We start from the raw sequence: 25244 nt of genomic DNA, 5'->3' as shown, positions 1-25244 counted from the left end.
GACGGCGGGGCAAGTGTCACGCGCCCTGCCCTGCACGTCGATCTACGTTGACGCGCGCCAGCAGGATCAACCCCGTCGCGAAGAACAGCACCAGCGCGGCCATGCCGGCCTTCTGGCTCGCGGTCGCCGCGGTGATGATGCCGATCAGCAGCGGGCCGATGAATGACGTGACCTTGCCCGTCAGCGCGAACAGGCCGAAATACTGCGCGACACGGTCGCGCGGCACCATCCGGATCAGCAGCGAGCGCGAGGCCGCCTGCAGCGGCGCGCCGCAGGCCCCGATGATGCAGCCGAGCAGCAGGTAGGCGCGCTCGGGCCACGAGCCGAACAGCGGGCCTCCGGGCGAGGCCGGCGCCACCGGAATGAACAGGATCGAATCCCGGCTGACCAGGAGAATCGCGATGATCGCGAGCAGCAGCAGGCTCATGCTGCCGGCGATCACCCGCTTCGGCCCGAGCCGATCATCGAGCTTGCCGCCGAGCCAGCCGCCGAACGTGCCGGCGGCGGCGAGGATGATGCCGAAAGTGCCGATCTGGATCGTGTTCCAGCCGAACGTCCCCGCGGCATAGATGCCGCCGAATGCGAACAGCGACACCAGGCCGTCGGTGTAGATCATGTTCGCGAGCAGGAACAGCGCGATGTCGCGCTGCTGCGGCAGGCTGCGCAACGTCTTCGTCAATTGATCGAGGCCTTCGCGCACGGCCGCGCCGAGCCGGTGCCGCGCCGGAAAATCCGGCGTGAACAGAAACATCGGCAGTACGAAGACGATGAGCCAGAGGCCGGTGAGCGGCCCGGAGATGCGGTCGCCCTCATGCGTCGCCGGATCGAGCCCGAACAGCGGCGTGAGTCCGAACAAGGTGCGGCCGCTGTCCGGATTCGCCGCGAGAAAGCCGAGCACGATGATCAGCGAGAGAATGCCGCCGACATAGCCGGTGGCCCAGCCGGTGCCGGACAGGCGGCCGATGCGCTCCGGCGGCACCAGGGTCGGCATCATCGCATTGTTGAACACGGTCGCGAACTCGACGCCGATGGTGGCGATCACGTAGGCCGCGAGCAGCGGCGGAATCAGTTCGGGTGCGCCGGGCCGCCCGATCCACATCAGGCCGGAGCCGATCACCAGCATCGCCCCGAACGCGGCAATCCACGGCTTGCGCCGTCCGGTCGCATCGGCGATGGCGCCGAGCAGCGGTGACAGCAGCGCGATGACGATGCCGGCCGCGGCCGTGGCAAAGCCCCACAGCGCCTGACCGCTCGCCGCATCGGGCGCGACGTGGGCGGCGAAATAGGGCGCGAAGACGAAGGTCGTGATCAGCGTGAAGTAGGGCTGCGTGGCCCAATCGAAGAAGATCCAGCTGACGACGGCCGCCCGTCCCGGATAGGTTCGGCCGTCAGCCGCATCGGTGGTCTCGATCGTGGTGACGGCCATGCGAAAATCCCCTGGGATCACGGTGTCGCGTTTTACGCCGGCGACGCGGCCCTATAACATCCGATCGTCCCAGGCGGATGTCAGCAGCGGCAGAATCTCCATGTCCACGTTCACGTTTGATCGACGACGACTCCTTTCGGGCCTGATGGCGTCGGCAGGTTTCATGCTGTTGCTGGCCGGTGGCCCGCCGGCACGCGCGCTGGATGCGCAGGGCATCGACATCCCGCTGCCGCCGAACGTTGCGTTGCCGGCCGATCCGCCTGCGCATGGCATGGTGGTGGCGCAGGAGCGGATTGCGGCCGAGGTCGGCCAGCGCATCCTCGCACTCGGCGGCAACGCGGTCGATGCCGCAGTCGCCACCGGCTTCGCGATGGCGGTGACCTATCCGGTCGCCGGCAACATCGGCGGCGGCGGCTTCATGGTCATTCACCTTGCCAAGTCCAATGAGGACATCGCGATCGACTATCGCGAGACCGGCCCTGCCGCCATCACGCGCGACATCTTCCTCGGCGCCGACGGCAAGCCCGACATCGGCAAGTCGCGCGATTCGGCGCTGTCGATCGGCGTGCCCGGATCGGTCGCCGGGCTGGCTTTGGCGCTGGAGAAATACGGCTCGGGAAAGTTCACGCTGGCGCAACTGGTGCATCCGGCGATCGTGCTGGCGCGCGACGGCATCCCCGTTGCCGACGACGTCGCGGTCACGCTGCCGATGATGGCGCCGCGACTGGCGAAGTGGAAATCCTCCGCGGCGATCTTCATGCGTCCCGATGGGACGGTGCTCAAGGAAGGCGACCGGCTGATCCAGCGCGACCTCGCCGCGACGCTCACCGCCGTCGCCGAGCAGGGACCGCGCGGCTTCTACGAAGGGCCGGTCGCCGACAAGCTCGCCAAGGCCATCCAGGATGCCGGCGGCATCATGACATCGACCGATCTGAAGTCCTACCGGCCCGCGTTGCGGGCGCCGGTGCGCGGCAGCTATCGCGGCCATGACATCGTCTCGATGCCGCTGCCCTCCTCCGGCGGCACCGTGCTGATCGAGATGCTGAACATCCTCGAGGGCTTTCCGCTCGCCGAGCTGAAGCAGGGCTCGCCGGCCTCGCTGCATCTCCTGGTCGAGGCGATGAAGCGCGCTTATGCCGACCGCGCGCGCTATCTCGGCGATCCCGCTTTCGTCGATGCGCCGGTGCGCGCGATGCTGTCGAAGGACTATGCGGCGCAGCAGCGCGCCAGCATCGATCCGGCACGCGCGACCAGCGCCGGTGATGTGCTGAACATCAAGCCGCTCCGCGAGGGCAGCAACACGACGCATTTCTCGGTGGTCGACAATGACGGCAACGCCGTCAGCAACACCTACACGCTGAACTTCCCCTATGGCGTCGGCCTGGTCGCCGAAGGCACCGGCGTGCTGCTCAACAACGAGCTCGACGATTTCACCGCCGCGCCCGGCGCCTCCAACGCTTTCGGCCTGGTCGGCTTCGAGGCGAATCTGCCGGGGCCGGGCAAGCGGCCGCTGTCGTCGATGTCACCGACGATCGTGCTGAAGGACGGCAAGCCGGTGCTGGTGACGGGCTCGCCCGGCGGCAGCCGGATCATCTCGACCGTGCTGCAGGTGATCGTCAACGTGCTCGACTATCAGATGGACGTTCGCGAGGCGGTCAACGCGCCGCGCCTGCATCATCAATGGATGCCGGACGAGGTGCGGATCGAGAAGGGTTTTGCCGACAATGTGCTGGCTGAGCTACGGGCGCGGGGTCACAAGATCGAGGAGCCGATGGGGCGAACGTCGGCCAACTCGATCCTGGTGACGCCGGCCGGGCCGGTCGGCGCGCCCGATCCGCGCAGCAAGGGCGCGACCGCCGCCGGGCGTTGATGCCAGTGCGGATAGCGGCGTCGCGGTTCCGCGCCATGCCGGATGTCGTTGCCCCGGATGACGATTTGCCGCCGCCCCGTTGGGGCGTTCCACCGTGTCCTTCCGTTGGCGAGGTGCCGAAGCCGGGTTAGAAGAATGCCAGGGCGCAGCGTGGCTCGCTCGCAGAAACGATTCAGGCGTTCTGGTGAACTTGCGAAGATTTTCGGTCGGTCTCCTGGTGTTTGCGGGTCTGCTGGTGGCGGGCTGGCTGACCTATCGGCCCGACCGGGCGCTGCGCGCGGCGACGACGGCGGTGGCACAGATGATCTGCGCCAAGACGTTCGTCTCGGGCCTCGATCCGCACACCGTATTCGCGGAAACGATGGAGCGCCCGGGCCTGCGCCGCTTGCGCGCCGTGATGCGCTACCGCATCGAAACCGACATGCGGATGGTGGAAGCCTCGCTGCTCGGCCTGCACGCCACCCGCGCGACGTTTCATGACGGGCTCGGCTGCGTCTCGCCGCAAGGTCAGAAGCCGCCTTACGTGCCGCACAGCGACGTCGGCGCATTGCGCGCCGCCGGTCCGGCGCCGGCGCTGCCTGATTTTGCGCAGCCAAGCGCGGTGGAGCCCACCGAGCCCGCCCTCAAGGCCGCGCTCGATCACGCCTTCGAGGAGCCGGCCAATCCGCCGTTCCGGCGCACCAAGGCCGTCGTCGTCATCAAGGACGGCCGGCTGATCGCGGAACGCTATGCCCCCAACATCGGCGTCGATACGCCGCTGATCGGCTTCTCGATGACCAAGACGGTCACCAACGCCTTGCTCGGGATTCTCACGCGGCAGGGCAAGCTCAGCCCGTCGATGCCGGCGCCGGTCGCGGAATGGCGCGATTCCGGGAATGGCCGGCACGCGATCACGATCGAGCAGCTGATGCGCATGACATCAGGGCTGGCGCTGGACGAGACCAATTCGGGCTTCGATCCGTCGAGCCAGATGGAGATCCATCGTGACATGGCGGCCTTTGCCGTCCATGCGCCGTTGATCGCGCCGCCCGGTCAGCGCTGGGCCTATTCGAGCGCGAGCACGCAGATCCTGGCCCGCATCGTCCGGGATGTCGCCGGCGGGCCCGAGCAGGCCATCGAGCTCGCCTGGCGCGAGCTGTTCAACCCGCTCGGCATGCGCAGCGCGACGCTGCAATATGACGGCACCGGAACGTTGCAGGGTCACGCCAACATGCTGGCGAGCGCGCGCGACTGGGCGAGACTTGGGCTGCTGTATCTTGGCGATGGCGTCGCCGGCAAGATGCGGATCCTGCCCGAGGGGTGGGTGGCGATGTCGGCGACCGCAACCCTCGACACCGACTATGGCGCCGGGCTGTGGACCAATCGCAGCCAGCACGCCAACGCGCTGGGCCGCGCCCGCGCCGGCATTCCCGCAGACGCCTTCTTCGCCTTCGGCCTGCTCGGCCAGCGCCTGGTGATCATGCCGAGCCAGCACATGGTCGTGGTCCGGCTCGGCGATTCCGTCGATCCTGACGGCGACATCAAGGGGGTCGCGCGGCTGGTGCGCGAGGTGATCGCCGCGACCGAATCGCCTGCGACCGCCGCGAAGTAGTGTTCAGCGACCCACTTCGTAGGGCCCGCCTTTTTCCAGCGCGATCTTGTAAGCCGGCCGCGCCTCGATCCGGGCGAGCCAGTCCATCGCGCGCGGATGGCCCTGCTCCAGCCCGCCGCGCGCCGCGGCCGCCTGCAGCGGAAAGCTCATCTGGATGTCGGCGGCGGTGAAGTCGTTGCCGGCGAACCAGTCGCTGGTCCGCAGCTCGCTCTCCCAGAACGCCATATGCTGCTTGAGCTGCGGATTGACCAGGGTCGTCAGCGCCTGGTTGGAGACCTTGCGCACCAGCGGACGCAGCAGGGCGGGGGCCCGCTTGGGCATGATGTTGAACAGCAGCTTGAGCAGCAGCAGCGGCATCGCCGAGCCCTCGGCATAGTGCAGCCAGTATGAATAGCGCAGCCGCTCCGGCGTCTTCGGCGGCGGGATCAGCCGCCCATTGCCGTAGGTCTCGATCAGGTATTCGACGATGGCGCCGGATTCCGCGACCGTGTTGCCGTTGTCCGTGATCACGGGTGACTTGCCGAGCGGATGAATCGCGCGCAGCTCCTTTGGCGCGCGCATGTCAGGCTGGCGCTCGTAGCGGATGATCTCATAGGGCACGCCGAGTTCCTCGAGCAGCCAGAGCACACGTTGCGAGCGGGAGTTGTTGAGATGATGAACGGTCAGCATAGAGGCCCCAGGGAGAGATCGAGTGGCAGGCGGTGTTCCGTAGCAGGACGGAACGGCTTCGGCGAGGCGTGGGATGCGTCCCAGAATGTCCGTCTATTTACCCGGGTAATATTGACAAATATTTTTATCCGGGTTTAATTGAGCTCTTCCGAAGGGATTGACGAACATGGATACCTACACCGCCTTTGCCGGCCACACCCGCATTGCGGCCGGGCCGCTCCCCAAGGTCGCGCTGGCGCTGAAGCACGGCCCTGCGACGACCGCGGCGGTGACGATCCTCAGCGACCGCACCGGACGTCCGATCGACCTCGATCTGCGAGGCAGCGATCGGGAGATCCTGGCGCGCCTCCCCGCGGACACGCGGGCCGCCGCCGACGAGCCGCCGAGCGAGCCGCGCGGTCGCGGCCGGCCGAAGCTCGGCGTCGTCGCCCGCGAGGTCACGCTGCTGCCGCAGCACTGGGAATGGCTGAGCGCCCAGCCGGGCGGCGCCTCGGTGGCGCTGCGCAAGCTGGTGCACGAGGCCCGCCGCGCCAGCGGCGACAAGGATCGTGCCCGCGAGGCCCGCGATGCCGCCTATCATGTGATGTCGGCGATCGGCAGCGACCTGCCGGGGTTCGAGGAGGCGTCGCGGGCGCTCTTCGCCGAGGATCTCGGCCGCCTCGCCGCCCTGATCGCGGACTGGCCGACCGACATCCGCGACCATGTCGTGGCGCTCGCCCATCGCCACCGCGCGGACTGAGTGCCGCTGACCAAGAGCGCCAGCGAGAGCGGCCGTCCGCGGCCCGCTCTCGCTTCAATTCCTTCAACGCGGCTGCGCCTCGATCGCAGGTCGGCCGACGGACCCATGCCGTGTCAACTCCCGCGCCTCTCCGCAAGCCGTTCCTGACGTTTCTCGCGCCGATGATGCTGAGCAACATCCTGCAATCGCTGTTCGGCACCATCAACAACGTCTATCTCGGCCAGATGATCGGCGTCGACGCACTCGCCGCGGTGTCCGTGTTCTTCCCGGCGATGTTCTTCTTCGTCGCCTTCGTCATGGGTCTCGGCTCCGGCGCCAGCGTCTTGATCGGCCAGGCCTGGGGCGCCAAGGAGATCCTGAAGGTGAAGGCGATTGCCGGCACGACGTTGACCGTCACGCTGCTGCTCGCCGGCCTGATCGCGCTCGGCGGCCTCTACAGCCGCGAGCTGCTGACCGCGCTCGCCACGCCCGCCAACATTCTCGATGCCGCCACGAGCTACGCCCGCATCATGATGATCACGATGCCGCTGACATTTGCCTACATCATGCTGTCGTCGCAGCTGCGCGCGGTCGGCGATACCGTGACCCCGCTCGCCGCGCTGGCCGCCTCGACCCTGCTCGGGCTGGTGCTGACGCCGGTGTTCATCCGCGGCTGGTTCGGCGCGCCTCAACTCGGCGTCGCCAGTGCGGCCTGGGCCTCGGCGATCTCGACGCTGCTGACGCTCACCCTGCTCCATCTCCATCTGCGCCGGCGCAAGCATCCGCTGGCGATCGATGCGGCGTTTCTCAGGGGGATGCGGCCCGATCCCAGGCTGCTGCGCATCGTGCTGCGGCTCGGCATTCCCGCGGCCATCGGCATGATCGTGATGTCGCTGGCGGAGATGGTTCTGATCGGGCTCGTCAACGGCTTCGGCTCGGACGCCACGGCGGCCTATGGCGCGGTCAACCAGGTTCTCGGCTATGTGCAGTTTCCGGCGCTGTCGATCGCGATCTCGGTCTCGATCTTCGGCGCCCAGGCGATCGGCCGTGGCAACGCGGCGCAGATCGGCCGCATCGTGCGCACCGGGGTCGAGATGAACGTGGTGCTGACCGGCGGCCTGGTCGCACTCGGCTATCTGTTCTCGCGCAGCCTGATGGGGCTGTTCATCACCGACCCCGCCGTGATCGAGGTGGCGCAGCGCTCGCTGCACATCGTCCTATGGAGCTCGGTGCTGTTCGGGCTGTCGACCACGTTCTCCGCGGCGATGCGCGCGGGCGGCACGGTGTGGATGCCGCTGGCGATCTCGGCCTTCTCCATCATCGCCATCGAGGTGCCGGTCGCGACGTGGCTCAGCCGCAGCATCGGCCTCGACGGGGTCTGGCTCGCCTATCCCATCACGTTTGCAACCATGATGCTGCTGCAGATGAGCTATTATCTGCTGGTCTGGCGTAAGCGGACGGTGGAGCGGATGATCTGAGGCGCCGGCGGCTGCATGCCGCCGGCTGCAATATGACGGTCATCATAAAATCCTGGACGCCGCCGCGGCGCTGGACCACAATGTGAAAAAGCTTCGAGGAGACCGTCCATGAGCCGACCCGCGCCAGAGTTCCTGTTCGACTTCGGCAGTCCGAACGCCTTTCTGAGCCATGAGGCGATCCCGGCCATCGTCAAGCGCATCGGCGTCCAGTTCTACTATGTGCCGGTGCTGCTCGGCGGCATCTTCAAGGCGACCAACAACAGGTCGCCGGCCGAGTCGCTCGCCGGCATCAAGAACAAGCGCGAGTTTCACGAGATCGAGACCCAGCGCTTCCTCAAGCGCTACCATGTGCAGCCCTGGGTCTGGAACCCGAACTTCCCGGTCAACACGCTGAACCTGATGCGCGCCGCGATCGCCGCGCAGCTCGAGGGTGTGTTCGAGCAATATGTCGACGCGGCGTTCCACCACATGTGGCGCGAGCCGAAGAAGATGGACGATCCCGAAATCGCGATCGCTGCCGTCACATCGTCCGGGCTCGACGGCGCCAGACTGTTCGCCCGCGCCCAGGAGCCGGAGGTGAAGGCGAAGCTGGTCGAGAACACGCAGCGCGCCGTCGAGCGCGGCGCGTTCGGCTCGCCGACCTTCTTCGTGGGCAACGAGATGTTCTTCGGCAAGGAGCAGCTGCGCGACGTCGAAGAATTCATCCTCGGCAGGTGACTCTGTCATTGCGAGCGCAGCGAAGCCATCCGGGGCGACCCTCACGACTCTGGATGGCTTCGCTGCGCTCGCAATGACGACGTGGTGAGAACGGAGACCCCCAGCATGCAACAGCGCAACGCCACCGTCGCGGTGATCGGCGCCGGCGATTATATCGGCGCCGAGATCGTCAAGAAGTTCGCCTCCGAAGGCTTCACCGTGTTCGCCGGCCGGCGCAACGGCGAGAAGCTGGCTCCCTTGGTGGCCGAGGTCGAAGCCGCCGGCGGCCGCATCGTCGCACGCTCGCTCGATGCGCGGAAGGAGGAGGAGACCACCGCCTTCCTCAACGATGCCGACAGGCATGCGCCGCTCGAGGTCGTGATCTTCAACGTCGGGGCCAACGTCAACTTCCCGATCCTGGAGACCACCGACCGGGTGTTCCGCAAGGTCTGGGAGATGGCGTGCTGGGCGGGCTTCGTCACCGGCCGCGAGGCGGCCAGGCTGATGCTGCCGCGGGGCGGCGGCAAGATCTTCTTCACCGGCGCGACCGCGTCGCTGCGCGGCGGCCCGGGCTTTGCGGCGTTCGCCTCCGCCAAGTTCGGCCTGCGCGCGGTGGCGCAGTCGATGGCGCGCGAGCTGATGCCGCAGAACATCCATGTCGCCCACCTCATCATCGATTCCGGCGTCGACACCGCCTGGGTGCGGGAGCGGCGCGCGCAGTTGTGGGGCAAGGAGGCCCTCGACAACCCCGACCTCCTGATGCCGCCCGCCTCCGTCGCCGGTGCGTATTGGCAGCTCTACCAGCAGCCGAAGAGCGCCTGGACCTTCGAGATGGAGATTCGGCCGTTCGGCGAAAAATGGTAAGGGGCGAATAGGGAGTAGCGAATAGCGAATGGAGCCCATCCCCATTCGCGACTCGCCATTCGCCATTCGCTTCTGCATGATGCGGACCGCTCACAGAGGGATCCACCATGCGAATTCTCGTCGTCGGCGCCGGCGCGATCGGCGGCTATTTTGGCGGCCGGCTGCTGCAGTCCGGCGCTGATGTTACGTTCCTGGTCCGCCCCCGGCGCGCATCCGAGCTGGCCAGTGCCGGCCTGATCATCCGCAGCCCGGCCGGCGACGTCACCCTGCCCAATCCGCCGACCGTCCAGGCCGACAGTCTGAAACAGCATTTCGATGTCGTGCTGCTGAGCTGCAAGGCGTTCGACCTCGACGACGCGATTGCGTCGTTCGCGCCGGCCGTCGGTCCCGACACCGCGATCATTCCGCTGCTCAACGGCATGAAGCATCTCGACGTGCTCGATGCCAAATTTGGACGCGCGAGGGTGCTCGGCGGTCTGTGCGCCATCGCCGCGACGTTGAACGACAGCCGCGAGGTGGTGCAGCTGCAGCCGATGCAGTCGCTGAGCTTCGGCGAACGCGACGGCGGTTCGTCCGATCGCGTCCGCGCCATCTTCGAGATCTTCCAGCGCGGCAATTTCAATGCCTCGGCCAGCGACCACATCATGCAGGACATGTGGGAGAAGTGGGTGTTCCTCGCTTCGCTCGCTGCGTCCACCACCCTGATGCGCGCGCCGGTCGGCGTGATCCTGACCGCACCCGGCGGCAAGGACTTCCTGCTCGGCATGCTCGACGAATGCAGCGCGGTGGCAGCAGCGGCCGGATATCCTCCGGCCGGTGCCTTCTTCCAGCGCGTCTCCGGCATGATCACCGCCGAGGGCTCGCCGATGACCGCCTCGATGTTCCGTGACCTCCGCGCCGGCCTGCCGGTCGAAGCCGATCACGTCATCGGCGATCTGGTAGCACGTGCCGACGCTGCAAAGGTGCCGGTGCCGCGGCTCCGGATTTCTTATACGCAGCTGAAGGTGTACGAGGCGCAACGGGGAAAGTAGTTACTCCCACGCGCGACAAGCGCGTAAAGTGTATCTGTGAACCACGATGCCGCCACGCCCACCGCTGTCGTCCCGGCCTTGAGCCGGAACCCATACCCCCAGGGAGCGATTTGAGGCGGGCTGGTCATAGGCATCCTGCCGATCACGACCGCCGCAGCGTATGGGTCCCGGCGTTCGCCGGGACGACGCCTTTTGCTTGGCCGAGATTGAGCTACAAATGCGCGAGATAATGCGCGAGCGCGGTGATCTCCTCCGCCGAGAGCGGATACGCCACATCCGTCATCGCGGCCTGGCTGCCGCCGACGCGCTGGCCGCTCTTGTAGTCGTGCAGGGCCTTGACGAGATATTCCTCGCGCTGGCCCGCGAGCCGCGCGACACCCTTGGTGCCGGCGTAGCTGTCGAGATGACATGAGGCGCAGCGGCGGCCCGCGGCGGCCTCGGCGCCCTTCTTCGACAGATCGGGATCATCGTCCGGCGGCGACTTGGCCGGCTGCAGCGAGGCGAAATAGGCGCCGAGATTGCGGATATCCTCGTTCGTGAGCTGCTCGACGATCGGCTTCATCGCCTCGTTCTTGCGCGTGCCGGCGCGGAAGAACACCAGCTGCCACTGGATGAACTGATCCTGCTGGCCGGCGAGCGAAGGAATGTTCTCGGTCTGCGAGATGCCGTTCTCGCCGTGGCAGCCGACGCAGAGCTCGGCCTTCGCCTTGCCCGCGGCAACATCGGCCGCATGGGCCGGCAGCCCCAGAACAACGACCATCGACGCGGCCGCCATCGCCCGGCGCATTCTACGTTTCCCTGGATTCATCGCGGGGGTTCGAGCTCCCATCATTGTTGTCACGCGAGCAGTCCTGCTCGCGGCGCCGCGCCTGTCATCAACGCGCGACAGCCAAAATAGTTGGGGCTGCGGCCGCCTGGATGGCAGCGCGCAGCCCCGCTTATTGTCAGAGGCTCACTTCTTCTCGTAGCTGATGCGATAGATCGCACCGGCCCAGTCGTCCGCCACCAGGATCGAGCCGTCCTTGGCGAGGACGATATCGTTGGGACGGCCGAGATAGCCTTGGTCGCCCTCGAGGAAGCCGGAGGCGAACACCTCCTGCTTGGCATCCTTGCCGTCCGGACCGACGATCACCCGCATGATCCGTGCGCCCTGGTACTTGTGGCGGTTCCAGGAGCCGTGCTCGGCGATCAGGATGTTGTTCTTGTACTCGGCGGGGAACTGGTCGCCGGTGTAGAACTTCATGCCGAGCGGCGCGACGTGCGCTCCGAGGTTCAGCACCGGAGGCGTGAACTCGGAGCACTTGTGGCCCATCGCGAACTTCGGATCCGGCATGTCACCCTGGTGACAATAGGGATAGCCGAAATGCTCGCCGATCCGCGAGATCATGTTGAGCTTGTCGCTCGGCAGATCGTCGCTGACCCAGTCGCGCGCATTTTCCGTGAACCAGTATTTGCCGGTGCGCGGATCGACATCGCCACCGACGCTGTTGCGCACGCCGAGCGCCCAGATCTCCGCATTGCCGGTCCGCGGATCGACGCGGCGGATCTGCGACACGGACGTCGGCGGAATGCCGATGTTGAAGGGCGGGCCGAACGGCAGATAGAACCAGCCCTCCTTGTCGACCGCGATGTATTTCCAGCCATGCGCGGCGTAGGACGGCATGTCGTCATAGACGACCTTGCCCTGGCCGAGATTGTCGACATTGGCCTCGGCGTTCTCGTACTTGATCAGCTTGTCGACTGCGATCACGTAGAGATTGCCGTCCTGGAAGGCGAGGCCGGTCGGCATGTTCAGGCCCTTGAGGACCGTCTTGACCTCGCGCTTGCCGCCCTTGTCGCTGATCGCATAGACGTTGCCGAGACCGAACGAGCCGACGAACAGCGTGCCCTTGTCGCCCCAGGCCATCTGCCGCGCGGCGAGCACGCCGGACGCCCAGACCTCCATCTTGAAGCCCGGCGGGAGCTTCACCTTCTTGACGAGGTCGGCAAGCTCGGCATCCGATGCGCCGGTCGGCGGTCCTGACGGCGGCGCCAAGCCCTTCTGCGCCTCGGTCTCGTCCCCGAGGAACCAGTCGTCCGGTGGATGTGTCCAGAATTCCTTGGTGCCGGATTCGTATTTCTTGAGCGGCTTACCCGCGTCGGATTTCTGCTGCGCGCCGGCAATGCTGGTGCCGGCGAGAAGACTGATCGTTGCAAGCGCAAGAACGCTTCGGTGAAAAGCCGATGTCATCGCTTCACTCCCATGAGGCAGCTCGTTTGGCCGCGTCTACTTATCGGAACGTGTTTGGAGACGTTCTTTGGCCGACCAGATCCAAGGTCAGGCGTGAAAATGGTAGCACATCCTGAGCGAGTGAGAAGCGCATTGCTGCCAAGCTTGCTTGATCGCGGCTTGCATGTCTCGCGTGCCGACATGCACGATCGATGTGCGCGCGTTTGCAGCGCACCGGTCGTTGCCGGAGCGGCGGCGGTTGCCATGCGCTGTATTCATGCGCACTCATCGACTGCGCACGATTGGCTCACCGATCCGCAGTCGCTAGGGTGAGCGGGCGACATGGCGCTGTGCGTATTCAGTGCCTTCAAGACTCATGCCGAGCAGGATGCCAATGACTGAGCCGTTCGATGCCCCCCTGCCGAAGGCCGGCGCAGGCGTTCTCGATTTGCTGCGACGATTCGCGGCTGACCCGGCGGCCGCGGCGAGCCATGGTCAAGAATGCCTGAACAGGGCGCAGGCGATCGAGCCGGAGCTCAAGGCCTTCGAATATCTGCCGCACGACGTCGCACCGAGGACCGGGCCGCTGGGCGGAATTCCCGTCGCCATCAAGGACATCATCGCGACCGCGGACATGCCGACCACCAACGGCTCGCCGATCTATCGCGATCACGTGCCGGCGGCGGATGCCTGGGTGGTGGAGCGGCTGCGCGCGCTCGGCGCGACGATCTTCGGCAAGACGGTGTCGACCGAATTCGCCTGGCGGCATCCCGGACCCACCGTCAATCCCTGGAACCCCGCGCACACGCCGGGCGGCTCGTCGTCCGGCTCGGCCGCAGCGGTCGCCGCCGGGCTGGTCCCGCTCGCGCTGGGCACGCAGACGCTCGGCTCGGTGATCCGGCCGGCCGCCTTCAACGGCGTCGTCGGCTTCAAGCCGAGCTTCGGCGCGATCCCGCGCGTCGGCGTGCATCCGCTCAGCCCCTCGCTCGATCATGTCGGCTTCTTCGCACGCCGCGTCGACGACGTCGCGTTCGCGCTCGCGCTGCTGGCGGGGACCAGCTCCGATGATGTGCACGGCCGCCCCCTGCCGGGCTTCAGCGTAGACAGTGCGCACGGACTTGCGCCGCTCGCCGGACCGCGGCTCGCGATCGTGCGCTTCGCCAAATGGGAGCGCGCCGAGCCTGAGCAGAAGGCCGTGTTCGAGTCCGTCGTCGCGAAGCTGCGCGGCGCTGGCGCCGTGATCGAGGAGATCGAGCTTCCGATGCTCGACGCCGTGCATTGGGATGCGATCACCACGATCATGCTGAGCGAGGCGACCACGATCTTCTCCGATCTGATCGCGCGCTACCCGGACCGGGTCAGCGACGTCATGAAGGGGCACGTCGAGAGCGGGCGGACCAAGACCGCGATGGAGTATCTCACGGCAAAGGCGGCACAGACCGAGCGGCAGAAGGCCCTCGCCGCAGAGCTCGACGGCTTCGACGCCGTGTTGACTTTGCCCGCCTTCGGCGAAGCCCCGCGCGGCCTCGACTGGACCGGCGATGCCGAATATTGCGCACCGTGGACCTTTGTCGGCGCGCCGGCGGTGTCGCTGCCGGCCGGGTTCGGCAAGAATGGCCTGCCGCTCGGCGTGCAGATCGCCGGCCGCTATCGCAACGACCTCCACGTTCTTCGCGTTGCCAAATGGGCCGAGCAGGCGCTTGGCTTCGATCCAGGCGTGCCGCCGCTGGCCCAGTAGTGCTCACGACGTCGGAGGACACCGCGAGCGGCCGCAAAGGTCACCTGCGACAAAGCCCAGTGGCGGGTTCGCCAGCGGCGCTGTAAAACCATCTCATGACAGTCACAGACATCGCGAGCAGAACCTATAATCACGGCTGGCGCCTCGATCCGATCGTGCGCAGCCTGCTCGATACCGATTTCTACAAGCTGTTGATGCTGCAAATGATTCGGGAGTTTTACCCGAATCGGAACGTGACCTTCTCGGTCATCAACCGGACCCGGCGGGTGCGGCTCGGCGACGTCATCGACGAGGGCGAGCTGCGGGCGCAGCTCGACCATGCCCGCACCATCCGCTTCACCAAGAAGGAGCTGATCTGGCTCGCCGGCAATACGTTCTACGGCAAGACCCACATGTTCTCGCCGGACTTCATGGACTGGCTCGCCAATTTCCGCCTGCCCGAATACGAGCTGCGCAAGTCCGATGGCCAGTACGAGTTGCACTTCCATGGGCCGTGGACGCACACCACGATGTGGGAAATCCCGGCGCTCGCCATCGTCAACGAGCTGCGCTCGCGGCAGGCGATGAAAGGCCAGGGCCGGTTCGCGCTCGATGTGCTGTTCGCCCGCGCCAAGGCCAAGCTGTGGGCCAAGGTCGAGCGGCTGCGCAAGCTGGAGGGGCTGCGGCTATCGGATTTCGGCACAAGGCGACGTCACGGCTTCCTGTGGCAGCGCTGGTGCGTCGAGGCGGTCAAGGAAGGTCTCGGCTCCTCCTTCACCGGCACCTCGAACGTGCTGCTGGCGATGGACAATGATCTCGAAGCGATCGGCACCAATGCCCATGAGCTGCCGATGGTCGCGGCCGCGCTTGCCAAGGATGATGACGAGCTGCGCTTCGCGCCATACCGCATTCTCGACCAGTGGCGGCAGACCTATGCCGGCAACCTCCTGATCGCGCTGCCCGACGCATTCGGCACCAAGGCCTTCCTGCGCGATGCGCCGGACTGGGTGGCGGACTGGACCGGCTTCCGCCCGGACAGCGCGCCGCCGATCCAGGCCGGCGAGGAGATCATCGCCTGGTGGAAGTCGAAGGGGCGTGATCCCCGGCAGAAGCTGCTGGTGTTCTCCGATGCGATGGACGTCGAATCGATCGAGCAGATCCACCACCGCTTCTCCGACCAGGTGCGGCTGTCGTTCGGCTGGGGCACCAACCTGACCAACGATTTCGTCGGCTGCACGCCGGACGGCTCGGTGGATCTCGATCCGATCTCGCTGGTCTGCAAGGTGACCTCGGTCGACGGCCGTCCCGCCGTGAAACTGTCCGACAATCCGGAGAAGTCGACCGGCGACCCGGCCGAGATCGCGCGCTACCTGCGCGTGTTCGGCGATGCCGGTCGCGTCCGCACGCCGGTGGTGGTCTAAAACCGACGGTATTTTCTCCCTTTTGCCATGTTTCTTGTTCCGGTTTTGTTCGAAGTGAGGTAAAACTCGCCCACGAACACGCAGATCGGGTGACGGGAGATCATGGGCATGCGTCGGGGGATCCGCCGGGTCGGGCGACGATGGTCAGCCGCCATTCTCGTGGTCATCATGGTTACCATGTCGATGCTGACCGCGGCAGGCCCCGCTGCGGCCGACAAGCGCGTGGCGCTGGTGATCGGCAACTCCATCCATGAGCGTGCGCCGCTGCTGGACGAGCCGGCCGCCGATGCACGGCTCGTCGCCGATCGGCTCGCCCAACTTGGCTTCGCCTTGAGCGGCGGCGCCGCGCAGATCGACCTCGACAAGAAGGGCTTCGATCGCGCACTGGCCGAGTTCAAGGGCCGGATCGCCGACGCCGACCTCGCGCTGATCTACTATGCCGGTTATGGACTCAATCTCAACGGCACCAACTATCTCGTGCCGGTCGACGCGGCGCCGACGAAAGCCGCCGACCTCGATACGGAACTGCGTGATCTGAACGGAATCCTGCGCGAGCTGAACGGATCGGCGCGCCGCCAGAACGTGGTCATCCTCGACGCCTTCCGCTCCAATCCCTTCGCGGCGCGCGGCATCGCCGGTCTCGCCGCCGGCCTCGTTCCGGTCGGCGTGCCCGCGCGCACCGTGATGTCCTTTGCCGCGCAGGCCGGCACGATCGGACAGCGTGGCGGGGACGGTCACGGCGCCTTCGCCGCCGCACTCGCCGAATCGCTGCAGCAGCCCGGCCGTCGCCTGATCGAGGTTTTCAACCAGACCAACGCCGCGGTCGAGCGTACGACCAACGGGGCACAGCAGCCTCTCGTGATGTTCACGCTGGTCGACGGCGGTGCTCCGCTGACCCCCGCGGCACCGAAGCCTGCGCAGGCTGGTGGCCCGGTCGTCAGCCAGTCCGCCCCTCCACCTGCGAGCCCGGTGGCCTCATCCGCGGCGCAGGACGCGCGGACGCCCGGCCTGGCCGTGCTGTATGACGAAGATCCCTCCGATCCCCAGGGCAGGCGGTATTCCGGCTCCGTGACGTGGCGGACCGAGACGATCAAGAGCCCGCAATCGGGCCGGCCCGTGCCGGTGATCCGTGCCGAGATCGACATTCCCGACCGCAAGCTGAAGGTCAGCCTGCAACTGCGGCGCAACGACGATCCGGCCTTGCCGGCCAGCCACGTCGCCGAGCTCACATTCCGGCCCGCCGCCGATTTCGTCGGTGGCGGCATCAGCAACGTACCGGGTATCCTGATGAAGACGGAGGAGAAGGCCCGCGGTACGCCGATCGCGGGGCTCGCCGTCAAGATCACGGAAGGTTCGTTCCTGGTCGGCCTTTCCAACGTCGAAGCCGACCGCACGCGCAACCAGCAGCTCCTCGCGAGCCGCGAATGGTTCGACATTCCGGTCGTCTATGCGAGCCAGCGCCGGGGGATCCTTGCCATCGGCAAAGGTCCGAGCGGGGACCGGGTGTTCACCGACGTCCTCGCGGCCTGGGAAAAATCCTAGCCGATCCGATAACCGAGCGTTCGGGAAAAAGCCGCTGAAGGGGGCAGCGACGGAGCGAGGCTTTTGGAGCGGGCGAAGGGGTTCGAACCCTCGACCCCGACCTTGGCAAGGTCGTGCTCTACCACTGAGCTACACCCGCATCCGTGACGACTGGGCGGCGTGGCCGCCAGCGACGGGCAGACCTATGCCAAATGCCGTGGACGAATGCAACAGGTCTGCGACAGGTTTCGTACGCCGGCGGCCTTCAAATTTGGGTGTCGGACGCCTCGAAACGGCCCGAGGCGGCCGATTGACGGGCCCTTGCATGAATGGATTGAAATTTCACCGGCGACCGCCACTTAAAGTGACGGAAACCGTGTATTGAGGCGCGGCGGCGGCTGGTTCCCGGCTCGCTGTCCACCCCAGCTTTTTCGGACGAGGACCCCGTGACCATTGTTGAGCAGGGCAGCGGAGCGGCGCCGCAGGTGCCGGATCTGATCAAGGACACCACGACCCAGAGCTTCGTGAAGGACGTGATCGAGGAATCGAAGCGTCAGCCTGTCCTCATCGACTTCTGGGCGCCCTGGTGCGGCCCGTGCAAGCAGCTGACCCCGATCCTGGAAAAAGCCGTCAAGGCCGCCAATGGCAAGGTCAAGCTGGTCAAGATGAACATCGACGAGCATCCCGCGATTCCCGGCCAGATGGGCATCCAGTCGATCCCGGCCGTGATCGCCTTCATCGGCGGCCGTCCAGCCGATGGCTTCATGGGCGCGGTTCCCGAAAGCCAGATCAACGCCTTCATCGAGAAGATCACCAAGGGCGTACCCGGCATCGGTGAGCCCGACATCGCGGAGATCCTCAAGGAGGCCGAGGCGGTGATGGCCGAAGGCGACGCGGCGGGCGCCGCCCAGATCTACGCCGAGGTGCTGTCGTTCGATGCCGCCAACATCCCGGCCCTCGCCGGCCTCGCCAAATGCTACCTCGAAACCGGCGCGATCGAGCAGGCCAAGGAGACGCTGGCCCAGGTTCCCGAGGCCAAGCGCAACGATTCGGCCGTCTCGGCGGTGCAGGCCGCGATCGACCTCGCCGAGCAGGCCCAGTCGCTCGGGCCCATCGGCGAGCTCGAACAGAAGGTCGCCGCCAATCCAGCCGACCATCAGGCGCGTTTCGATCTGGCCATCGCGCTCAACGCCGCGGGCAAGCGGACGGAAGCCACCGCCCACCTGCTCGAGATCGTGAAGCGCGACCGCAAATGGAACGAAGACGGCGCGCGCAAGCAGCTCGTGCAGTTCTTCGAAGCCTGGGGCGGCGCTGACGAGGCGACCGTCGACGGCCGCAAGCGGTTGTCGACGATCCTGTTCTCCTAATCGCAGCCGGGCGGGCACTTCGAGCGGACACGGGTTTAGCGGACACGAGGTATCGCATGCCGATCAATGCCGAATATCGCGGTCCCGCCGAGCTGCCGGAGATCATTCCGGTTTTCCCGCTGGCCGGTGCGCTGCTGCTGCCGCGCGGCCAAATGCCGCTCAACATCTTCGAGCCGCGCTACCTCGCGATGGTCGATGACGCGTTTCGCGACGGTCATCGGCTGATCGGCATGATCCAGCCCGACGTTACGCATTCGGCGAACGAGGAACGGCCGGTCCTGTTCAAGGTCGGCTGCGTCGGCCGAATCACCCAGCTCGCCGAGTCCGGCGACGGGCGCTATATCCTCGAGCTCACCGGCGTATCGCGCTTCAAGGTGGTCGAGGAGATGACGGTGCTGACGCCCTACCGTCAGTGCAAGGTCGACTACTTCCCGTTCCTGGACGATTTCACCGCCCGCAAGGGCGAGAGCGCCGTCGACCGCGAGGCGCTGCTCGCGGTGCTCACCGACTTCCTCAAGGCCAACAATCTGAAAGTGGACTGGGCGGGCATCGAAGCGGCACCGAACGAGGCGCTGGTCAATGCACTGGCGATGATGTCGCCTTACGGTCCGGCGGAAAAGCAGGCGATGCTCGAGGCTCCGGATCTGAAGACCCGGGCCGAGATTCTGGTCGCCGTCACCGAGATGGACCTCGCCAAGAAGCGGACCTCGGGCGATCCGCCGCTCCAGTGATCATTCGGCCGCAGCGATGCGCGGCGCCGGCGGCATCGCCGTGAGGCGCATGAGGCCAATGGTGGCCAGGATCACACCGACATAAACCATCAGCTGCATCGCCGTGGGCTGGTCGGTGTACCCGATCAATGCCTTGAGCGTGCGGCCGGCGACGCCGCGCTCCGGCAGGAGCGCACTCGAATCCCAGACCACGCGATCGAGCGACGTCAGCCAATTGGCGCGCGCGAGGAAGACCACGGCCTGGGCGGCCATCCCGGCCGACAGCAGCGTGATCAGCACGGTCGTGGTCTTAAACAGGGCGCGCGGTGGAATCCGCATCAGCCCGAAATAGGTTGCAAGGCCGACGGTGATACCGAGCAGCAGGCCGAGGAGTCCTCCGCCCAGCAATGCACCAGCCGAGCCGTCGCCCGAGGCAGCAACACCGTAGAGGAACAGCGCGACCTCGCTGCCCTCGCGCAGCACTGCGATCGCAATCACGATCGCCAGCGCGATCAGCGGTTTGGAGCCGTCGGATACAGCCCGCCCCATGCTCCGCAGCTCGCTCGCCAATTCACGGCCGTGCCGGGCCATCCAGACATTGTGCCAGGTCAGCATGATCACGGCGGTTGCGAGGATGGCCGCGTTGAAGATCTCCTGCCCCATGCCCTCGAACAATTGCGTCAACGCGCCCGCGAACGCCGCAACGACGCAGGCGCCGGCGAGCCCCGCAAGCAGGCCGCCGCCAATCCAGCGCAGCCGATGCGACACACCGTTGGTGACCGCGAGCACGATGCCGACGATCAGGCCGGCCTCGAAGACTTCACGAAAGACGATGATCAGTGCGGCGAGCATGGCACGACCGTCCTATTGAACGTTGATGAAGCCGCGCGCCTTTTCGTTGAAGTCGTTGTGGAACTCGTAGCGTCCCGACTTCACCGCGCGGACGTTGAGCACCGCCTCGCTGTTGGCGGCGACCACCTTCTCGATCTTGAGCGTCTCGCTCTCGAACTCCATCGCCTTGGCGTCCATGTTCTTGACGCGAATGGTGAGCGGCGCATCGGCCGGCACCGTCGGCTCGTTCGGCTCGAACTGCCCGTTCGCATAGGTCAGGCAGATCTCGTTCGGTCCGCCAGCCTGCGCCTCCGTCGACAGCAGCAGCATCCCGACGCTTCCGCCCACAACGATCAACTTCCGCACCACGTCGACCAACATCGATCAGTCCTCTCGTATCAAGACAAGCAAATCGGAGAACTGGCCCGCGGCCGCATCGATGGCGCGGTACCCGTTCGCGACGACGAACAGCTAATCGGCCCGCCGCCAGGTCTGCAAAGAGACTCCTTCTAAGCTGGAACCATTCTTTGCGAATGTGTCGCGGCAGTGGCGAGCACCGGGCCGCCGGAGGCCGAGCGGCATCGTTTGGTTACGAACTTCCCCTGCATGCCATATCGTCGCCGCGCATCGCTGTCCGTGGGCAAAACGCGGCGAAATGATTGCCGTCGCGCAGCAGGCCTGCAGCAAAGATGAGGCGCGCCTCAATAGCCTGCGGCGGCGAGAACGACGACGCCGGCGAGCATGACCCAGCCGACATGGCGCGCACGCGTTGCCAGCGCATTCGCGCCTGCTGCAAAGCCGAACACCACGACAGCCGTGGCGACGGTCCAATGCCGGGCCGGTTCGGAGCCCATCCAGGGCGCCGCGATCAGGAGCCCGCCGCAGCCGATCCACGCCACCGTGCCGGCCTGCCAGACCAGTCGCAGCAGAATGCGCAGCCGCCCCGGCGAGATGGTGGCGCGCGCGAACACGACGGTCTCGCCGAGGATGCCGTGGATCACGGCCACGATGATCGCGCCGGCTCCGGCGCATTGCAGCAGCATGTCACGCATGATCGACTCCATACAGTTGTGTATGGAGCATGCGCCTTGCGCTGGCGATCGTCAATACACTTGTGTATGGTGCCGAAAATGGTGGCGACATGAACGAGCAGCTCTCGACGAAGGACTGGCTGGACCAGGGTCTCAAGGTGCTGGCCAGCCGCGGCTTCACCGCGCTCAAGGCCGAGCCGATGGCCAAGGCCATGGGCGTGTCGCGCGGGAGCTTCTATTGGCACTTCGCCGACGTCTCGGCGTTTCATGCCGCGTTGCTCAAGCATTGGCGTGAGATCGCCGCCGAGCAGATCATCACCGGCATCGAGGCGAGCGCGGGTGATGAACCGGCCATCGCCGTTCTGCTTCGTCGCACCTTCTCGATCAGGCTGACGTTGGAGCGGGCGGTGCGCAGCTGGGCCGCCGCCGATCCGATTGCGCGCCACGCCGTGCAGGCGATCGACAGGCGGCGGCTCAACTATGTCGAGAGCCTCCTCACCGCCAACGGCCTGCCCCAACCCGTCGCGCAGGCGCGGTCGCAAGTGCTGTACTGGGCCTTTCTCGGCAACGCGCTGTCGGACCGTCAGTTGCCGTCGGCGCAGCAGCAGGCCGTGATCGCCGAGTTGATCCGGATCGCCCTGCACGCGCCTTGAGTGACGACGGCGCCGCTGATGTGCTAGAGAGACGCCCGCCGGAGATCCTTGCCATGAACGCCCCGCTCGAACGCCCCGCCAATTCGGTCGATCCCAAGCTGCTCGAAATCCTGGTGTGCCCGATGACCAAGGGGCCGCTGGAGTATGATTCGGCGAAGCAGGAGCTGGTCTCGCGGTCGGCGAAGCTCGCTTATCCGATCCGCGACGGCATTCCGATCATGCTGCCCGAGGAAGCGCGGAAGATCGACTGACGATGCGTTCCGCCGCGATCCGCTGTGCGCTTATGCTGGCCTTGGCTCTGCTTCCCTCGCTGGCCCGGGCGGAGGAGAGCGCGATCCGCGTCGGCGCGCTCGACGCGGTGCTGACGACCCCGGCAGGGGTCGAACGGCCGCCGGCGGCGCTGCTGATCGCCGGGTCCGGGTCGACGGACCGGGATGGCAATGGGCCGCAGTTGAAGCCCGCGACCTTGAAGAAGCTCGCCGAGCAGCTGGCTGCCCGCGGCATTGCCAGCCTGCGCTATGACAAACGGGGCGCGCGCGGCTGGAAGGCGGAGTTCGGCCGGCCGGAGGACTTCCGCTTCAAGGACTATGTCGGCGACGCCGCCGCCCTCGTCGACTTCCTGCGCGGCAAGTTCGCCCGCATCGTGCTGGTCGGCCACAGCGAGGGCGGCCTGGTCGCCATCCTCACCGCCCGCCGCACCCCGGTCGACCGCCTCGTCCTGCTGGCGGCGGCGGCGCGGCGGCAGGGCGACCTGCTCAAGGCGCAGCTCGAGCGGAAGTTGCCGGCAGCCAAGATGGAGCCGGTCGCCAAGGCGATCGAGGCCATCATGGCCGGGCAGATCGTCGATCCCACCCCGCCCGAGCTGCCGATCGCGCCCAGCATGCAGCCCGGCATCGGCTCTGCGTTTGCCGAGGACCCGATCGATCCGCTGAAGCAGATCACGATCCCGATCCTGATCGTCGGCGGCGCCCGCGACCACCAAGTCGCCCGCCTCGACATGGTCGCGCTCGCCGCTGCGGCCCCGGCCGCCAAGACGCTATGGCTGCCAGAGATGAACCACGTGCTGGTCGACGTCGCCAATGAGGACGAGAACCTCGCCTCCTACAACGACCCGGACCGCCCGCTCGATCCCGACCTGGTCGAAGCCGTCGCCGGCTTCATCGCGGCCGCCGGCCCGCGCTAGGTCTTACAACGCCTCGCCCTTCAACAGCCGCGGCATCTCGCCGGTGAGGCCTGCGGCCTGCTTGATGAACAACTCCTTCAGCGGCGGCGCGCGATCGACGATGCCGAGCCCGATGTCGCGCACCGTGCGCAGCAAGGTCGATTTGTTGGAGAACAGGAAGTTCAGCGAGTTGGTGGCGAGGCCCATCGCCATCGTGTCGAATCGTCGCCAGCGCTGGTAGCTTTCGAGCACGTCGACCTGCCCGGGATCGATCCCCATCCGCGCCGCATCGACCACCACCTCGGCCAGCGCCGCGACATCCTTCAGCCCCATGTTGAGCCCCTGGCCCGCGATCGGATGGATCACATGCGCGGCGTCGCCGACCAGCGCCAGCCGCGGCGCGATGAACGAGCGGGCGACGAAATAGGACAGCGGAAACGCCTTGGGCTGGTCGAGCACCTTGAGCTCGCCGAGATGCAGGCCGGCGCGCTTCTCCAGCTCGGCGTGGAATTCGTCTGCGCTCAGCCCGACCAGGCGCTGCGCCTCCCTGCGCCGCTCGGTCCACACCAGCGACGAGCGTTTGCCAGTCAGCGGCAGGATCGCGAACGGCCCCGGCGGCAGGAAATGCTCCTCGGCGCGGCCGCCATGGTCGCGCTCGTGACCGACGGTCACGACGATGCCGGACTGGTCGTAATCCCAGCCATGAGTCTGAATCCCGGCACGCTCGCGCAGCTTGGAGCGCGCGCCGTCGGCCGCCACCAGCAGGCTGGCCTCGAGCTGGCTACCGTCCCCCAGCGTCACCGCAACACCGTTGGAGCGGGTCGCAAAGCCGGTCACCGGCATTGCCTTGAGCTCGACGCCCGCGGCCTCGGCATGCTTCACCAATGCATCGATCAGCAGCCGGTTCTCGACCATGTGCGCGAACGGCTCGCCGGCCTCGACCTGGCCTGCGAACGTCAGAAAGGCCGGACGGGTCGCATCCTCCAGCCTGGAATCGGTGATCACCATGTCGAGGATCGGCTGCGCTTCCGGCGCCACGTCGACCCACACCCCGATCGCGTCGAACAGCTTCCGGCAGGCCGCGACGATGGCGCTGGCGCGCGGATCGCGGCTCGGCCGGTTGGCGAGCGCCGGATCGGCGACGATGACCGGCACCTCGGGCCCGAGCCCCTGTCGCAGCGCGAGGGCCAGCGCCAGGCCCGCAAAGGCCCCGCCACAAATGACAATGCTTCGCTGTGTCGTCATGCCGCCCTGCTCACGGTTACTCTTGCGGGTGGAGTATAGCTAGGCGAAACAGGGGCGTGAACCAAGGGCTGCCACCCGAGGCCGTCAATTCCGGATGCCTGATCCAGCCTCGATGGGGCAGGTGCGGCCGCCCGAGCCAGCGAAAGCACGACGCCATGTCCAAGGGACTGATCGACCTGATCTCGATCCTCGACCTCGAGCCGATCGAGGTGAACCTGTTCCGCGGCAACAGCCCGAAGACCAGCTGGCAGCGCGTGTTCGGCGGCCAGGTGATCGGCCAGGCGATGATGGCGGCGTGCCGCACCGTCGAGGGCCGGCTGCCGCATTCGCTGCATTGCTACTTCATCCTGCCCGGCGACCCGCAGGTACCGATCATCTACCAGGTCGAGCGGCTGCGGGACGGCAAGAGCTATGCGACGCGCCGCGTCACCGCGATCCAGCACGGCAACGCGATCTTCTCGATCATGGTGTCGTTCCACAGCGACGAAGAGAGCGCGTTCAACCACCAGGACAAGATGCCGGACGTGCCGCCGCCGGAGAAGCTGACGGCGGAGGAGATCTCCAAGCAGCCGATGTTCCAGGAGGTCTTCCAGCGGATGCCGGACTTCATCCGGCGCTATTACGAATCCGACCGGCCCATCGAATTGCGCCCGGTCGAGCTCAGCCGCTATTTCGGCCAGAAGATCGACGACGGTCGCATTCACGTCTGGATCAAGACGGCGGCCACGCTGCCCGACGATCCGGCGCTGCACATGTGCGCGCTGGCCTATGCCTCGGACTTTTCGCTGCTCGACGCGGTCATGGCACGCTATGGCCGCACTCTGTTCGACAAGCGCATGATGCCGGCCTCGCTGGATCACGCGATGTGGTTTCACCGGCCGTTCCGCGCCGACGAATGGCTGCTTTATGCGCAGGATTCGCCGAGCGCGCAGGGCGGCCGCGGGCTGACCCGCGGCTCGATCTTCAAGCCCGACGGCACGCTGGTCGCCTCCGTCGCGCAGGAGGGATCGATTCGCGAGCGGCGGGCGTAGCCG

At 66.6% G+C, this 25244-nt stretch carries 24 protein-coding genes and 1 tRNA gene; 16 read left to right on the top strand and 9 right to left on the bottom strand.

The annotated features are described in order from the left end of the window. Positions 1-16: 16 nt before the first annotated feature. The gene (locus QXZ94_RS26975; RefSeq protein WP_315723507.1) at positions 17-1426 is read right to left on the bottom strand and encodes an MFS transporter; all 1410 of its coding nucleotides are present in this window, start codon (positions 1424-1426) and stop codon (positions 17-19) included. 163 nt (positions 1427-1589) lie between these two features. Between QXZ94_RS26975 and ggt the strand changes: the two genes are divergently transcribed. Both ggt and QXZ94_RS26965 read left to right on the top strand, forming a co-directional pair. Continuing rightward, the gene (ggt, locus tag QXZ94_RS26970; RefSeq protein WP_315723505.1) at positions 1590-3296 is read left to right on the top strand and encodes a gamma-glutamyltransferase; all 1707 of its coding nucleotides are present in this window, start codon (positions 1590-1592) and stop codon (positions 3294-3296) included. 94 nt (positions 3297-3390) lie between these two features. After that, complete coding sequence (locus tag QXZ94_RS26965) at positions 3391-4887, top strand: serine hydrolase (protein WP_315723503.1); 1497 nt, start codon at positions 3391-3393, stop codon at positions 4885-4887. A 3-nt stretch (positions 4888-4890) separates the two neighbouring features. Here QXZ94_RS26965 and QXZ94_RS26960 read toward each other — a convergent pair whose 3' ends face one another. Next, positions 4891-5556: a glutathione S-transferase gene (locus QXZ94_RS26960; RefSeq protein ID WP_315723501.1), complete on the bottom strand. Its 666-nt coding sequence runs from the start codon at positions 5554-5556 to the stop codon at positions 4891-4893. A gap of 166 nt (positions 5557-5722) precedes the next feature. Here QXZ94_RS26960 and QXZ94_RS26955 point away from each other — a divergent pair, with 166 nt between their 5' ends. The 5 genes from QXZ94_RS26955 (at position 5723) to panE (ending at position 10343) form a co-directional block, all read left to right on the top strand. Continuing rightward, a complete protein-coding gene (locus QXZ94_RS26955) occupies positions 5723-6295 on the top strand; it encodes a DUF2239 family protein (protein ID WP_315723499.1) in 573 nt (190 codons plus the stop codon). Between the two features lie 110 nt (positions 6296-6405). Beyond that, entirely contained in the window at positions 6406-7752 is a 1347-nt protein-coding gene (locus tag QXZ94_RS26950; RefSeq protein WP_315723497.1) for an MATE family efflux transporter, read from the top strand. A gap of 108 nt (positions 7753-7860) precedes the next feature. Next, the gene (locus tag QXZ94_RS26945) at positions 7861-8469 is read left to right on the top strand and encodes a 2-hydroxychromene-2-carboxylate isomerase (RefSeq protein ID WP_315723495.1); all 609 of its coding nucleotides are present in this window, start codon (positions 7861-7863) and stop codon (positions 8467-8469) included. Positions 8470-8574: 105 nt separating this feature from the next. After that, complete coding sequence (locus QXZ94_RS26940) at positions 8575-9312, top strand: SDR family oxidoreductase (RefSeq protein WP_315723493.1); 738 nt, start codon at positions 8575-8577, stop codon at positions 9310-9312. A gap of 107 nt (positions 9313-9419) precedes the next feature. Continuing rightward, entirely contained in the window at positions 9420-10343 is a 924-nt protein-coding gene (gene panE, locus QXZ94_RS26935) for a 2-dehydropantoate 2-reductase (RefSeq protein ID WP_315723490.1), read from the top strand. Between the two features lie 211 nt (positions 10344-10554). Here panE and QXZ94_RS26930 read toward each other — a convergent pair whose 3' ends face one another. Both QXZ94_RS26930 and QXZ94_RS26925 read right to left on the bottom strand, forming a co-directional pair. Next, entirely contained in the window at positions 10555-11130 is a 576-nt protein-coding gene (locus QXZ94_RS26930) for a c-type cytochrome (RefSeq protein WP_315723488.1), read from the bottom strand. Positions 11131-11295: 165 nt separating this feature from the next. Next, positions 11296-12573, bottom strand: coding sequence for a PQQ-dependent sugar dehydrogenase (locus tag QXZ94_RS26925; protein WP_315723486.1), 1278 nt, complete (start codon positions 12571-12573; stop codon positions 11296-11298). A 373-nt stretch (positions 12574-12946) separates the two neighbouring features. Between QXZ94_RS26925 and QXZ94_RS26920 the strand changes: the two genes are divergently transcribed. From QXZ94_RS26920 to QXZ94_RS26910, 3 genes are all read left to right on the top strand, one after another. Next, a complete protein-coding gene (locus tag QXZ94_RS26920) occupies positions 12947-14290 on the top strand; it encodes an amidase (protein ID WP_315723484.1) in 1344 nt (447 codons plus the stop codon). A gap of 95 nt (positions 14291-14385) precedes the next feature. Beyond that, on the top strand, positions 14386-15690 hold the full coding sequence (gene pncB, locus QXZ94_RS26915; protein ID WP_172133677.1) for a nicotinate phosphoribosyltransferase: 1305 nt from the start codon (positions 14386-14388) through the stop codon (positions 15688-15690). 108 nt (positions 15691-15798) lie between these two features. Continuing rightward, positions 15799-17232, top strand: a complete 1434-nt coding sequence (locus QXZ94_RS26910; protein WP_409998770.1) for a caspase family protein — start codon at positions 15799-15801, stop codon at positions 17230-17232. Positions 17233-17296: 64 nt separating this feature from the next. Here QXZ94_RS26910 and QXZ94_RS26905 read toward each other — a convergent pair. Beyond that, positions 17297-17371, bottom strand: a tRNA-Gly gene (locus tag QXZ94_RS26905). A gap of 286 nt (positions 17372-17657) precedes the next feature. On the opposite strand from QXZ94_RS26905, the gene trxA reads away from it, so the two are divergent. Then, the gene (gene trxA, locus QXZ94_RS26900; protein ID WP_315723479.1) at positions 17658-18578 is read left to right on the top strand and encodes a thioredoxin; all 921 of its coding nucleotides are present in this window, start codon (positions 17658-17660) and stop codon (positions 18576-18578) included. Between the two features lie 56 nt (positions 18579-18634). Continuing rightward, entirely contained in the window at positions 18635-19309 is a 675-nt protein-coding gene (locus QXZ94_RS26895; protein ID WP_172112986.1) for an LON peptidase substrate-binding domain-containing protein, read from the top strand. On the opposite strand, the gene QXZ94_RS26890 is transcribed toward QXZ94_RS26895, so the two are convergent. The 3 genes from QXZ94_RS26890 to QXZ94_RS26880 form a co-directional block, all read right to left on the bottom strand. Continuing rightward, positions 19310-20140: an FTR1 family protein gene (locus tag QXZ94_RS26890; protein WP_315723477.1), complete on the bottom strand. Its 831-nt coding sequence runs from the start codon at positions 20138-20140 to the stop codon at positions 19310-19312. Between the two features lie 12 nt (positions 20141-20152). Continuing rightward, positions 20153-20500 carry a cupredoxin domain-containing protein gene (locus QXZ94_RS26885; protein ID WP_246739276.1) on the bottom strand — a complete coding sequence of 116 codons (348 nt, stop codon included), beginning with the start codon at positions 20498-20500 and terminating at the stop codon, positions 20153-20155. Positions 20501-20820: 320 nt separating this feature from the next. Next, positions 20821-21171, bottom strand: coding sequence for a hypothetical protein (locus tag QXZ94_RS26880; RefSeq protein WP_315723474.1), 351 nt, complete (start codon positions 21169-21171; stop codon positions 20821-20823). Between the two features lie 89 nt (positions 21172-21260). Here QXZ94_RS26880 and QXZ94_RS26875 point away from each other — a divergent pair, with 89 nt between their 5' ends. The 3 genes from QXZ94_RS26875 to QXZ94_RS26865 are packed head-to-tail and all read left to right on the top strand — an operon-like array spanning position 21261 to position 22986. Further along, entirely contained in the window at positions 21261-21803 is a 543-nt protein-coding gene (locus QXZ94_RS26875) for a TetR/AcrR family transcriptional regulator (RefSeq protein ID WP_315723471.1), read from the top strand. A gap of 53 nt (positions 21804-21856) precedes the next feature. After that, positions 21857-22054: a Trm112 family protein gene (locus QXZ94_RS26870; protein WP_172112991.1), complete on the top strand. Its 198-nt coding sequence runs from the start codon at positions 21857-21859 to the stop codon at positions 22052-22054. 2 nt (positions 22055-22056) lie between these two features. Continuing rightward, a complete protein-coding gene (locus QXZ94_RS26865; protein ID WP_315723468.1) occupies positions 22057-22986 on the top strand; it encodes an alpha/beta hydrolase in 930 nt (309 codons plus the stop codon). Between the two features lie 3 nt (positions 22987-22989). On the opposite strand, the gene QXZ94_RS26860 is transcribed toward QXZ94_RS26865, so the two are convergent. Continuing rightward, positions 22990-24210: a ubiquinone biosynthesis hydroxylase gene (locus QXZ94_RS26860; RefSeq protein WP_315723466.1), complete on the bottom strand. Its 1221-nt coding sequence runs from the start codon at positions 24208-24210 to the stop codon at positions 22990-22992. Positions 24211-24365: 155 nt separating this feature from the next. On the opposite strand from QXZ94_RS26860, the gene tesB reads away from it, so the two are divergent. Further along, complete coding sequence (gene tesB / locus QXZ94_RS26855; protein WP_172112994.1) at positions 24366-25241, top strand: acyl-CoA thioesterase II; 876 nt, start codon at positions 24366-24368, stop codon at positions 25239-25241. Positions 25242-25244: the final 3 nt, after the last annotated feature.

This window comes from Bradyrhizobium sp. SZCCHNS2022 (assembly GCF_032377575.1).
Classification (GTDB): domain Bacteria; phylum Pseudomonadota; class Alphaproteobacteria; order Rhizobiales; family Xanthobacteraceae; genus Bradyrhizobium; species Bradyrhizobium aeschynomenes.
The sequence above is the reverse complement of the archived record's forward strand: the minus strand, read 5'-3'. Positions and strand labels throughout refer to the sequence as shown.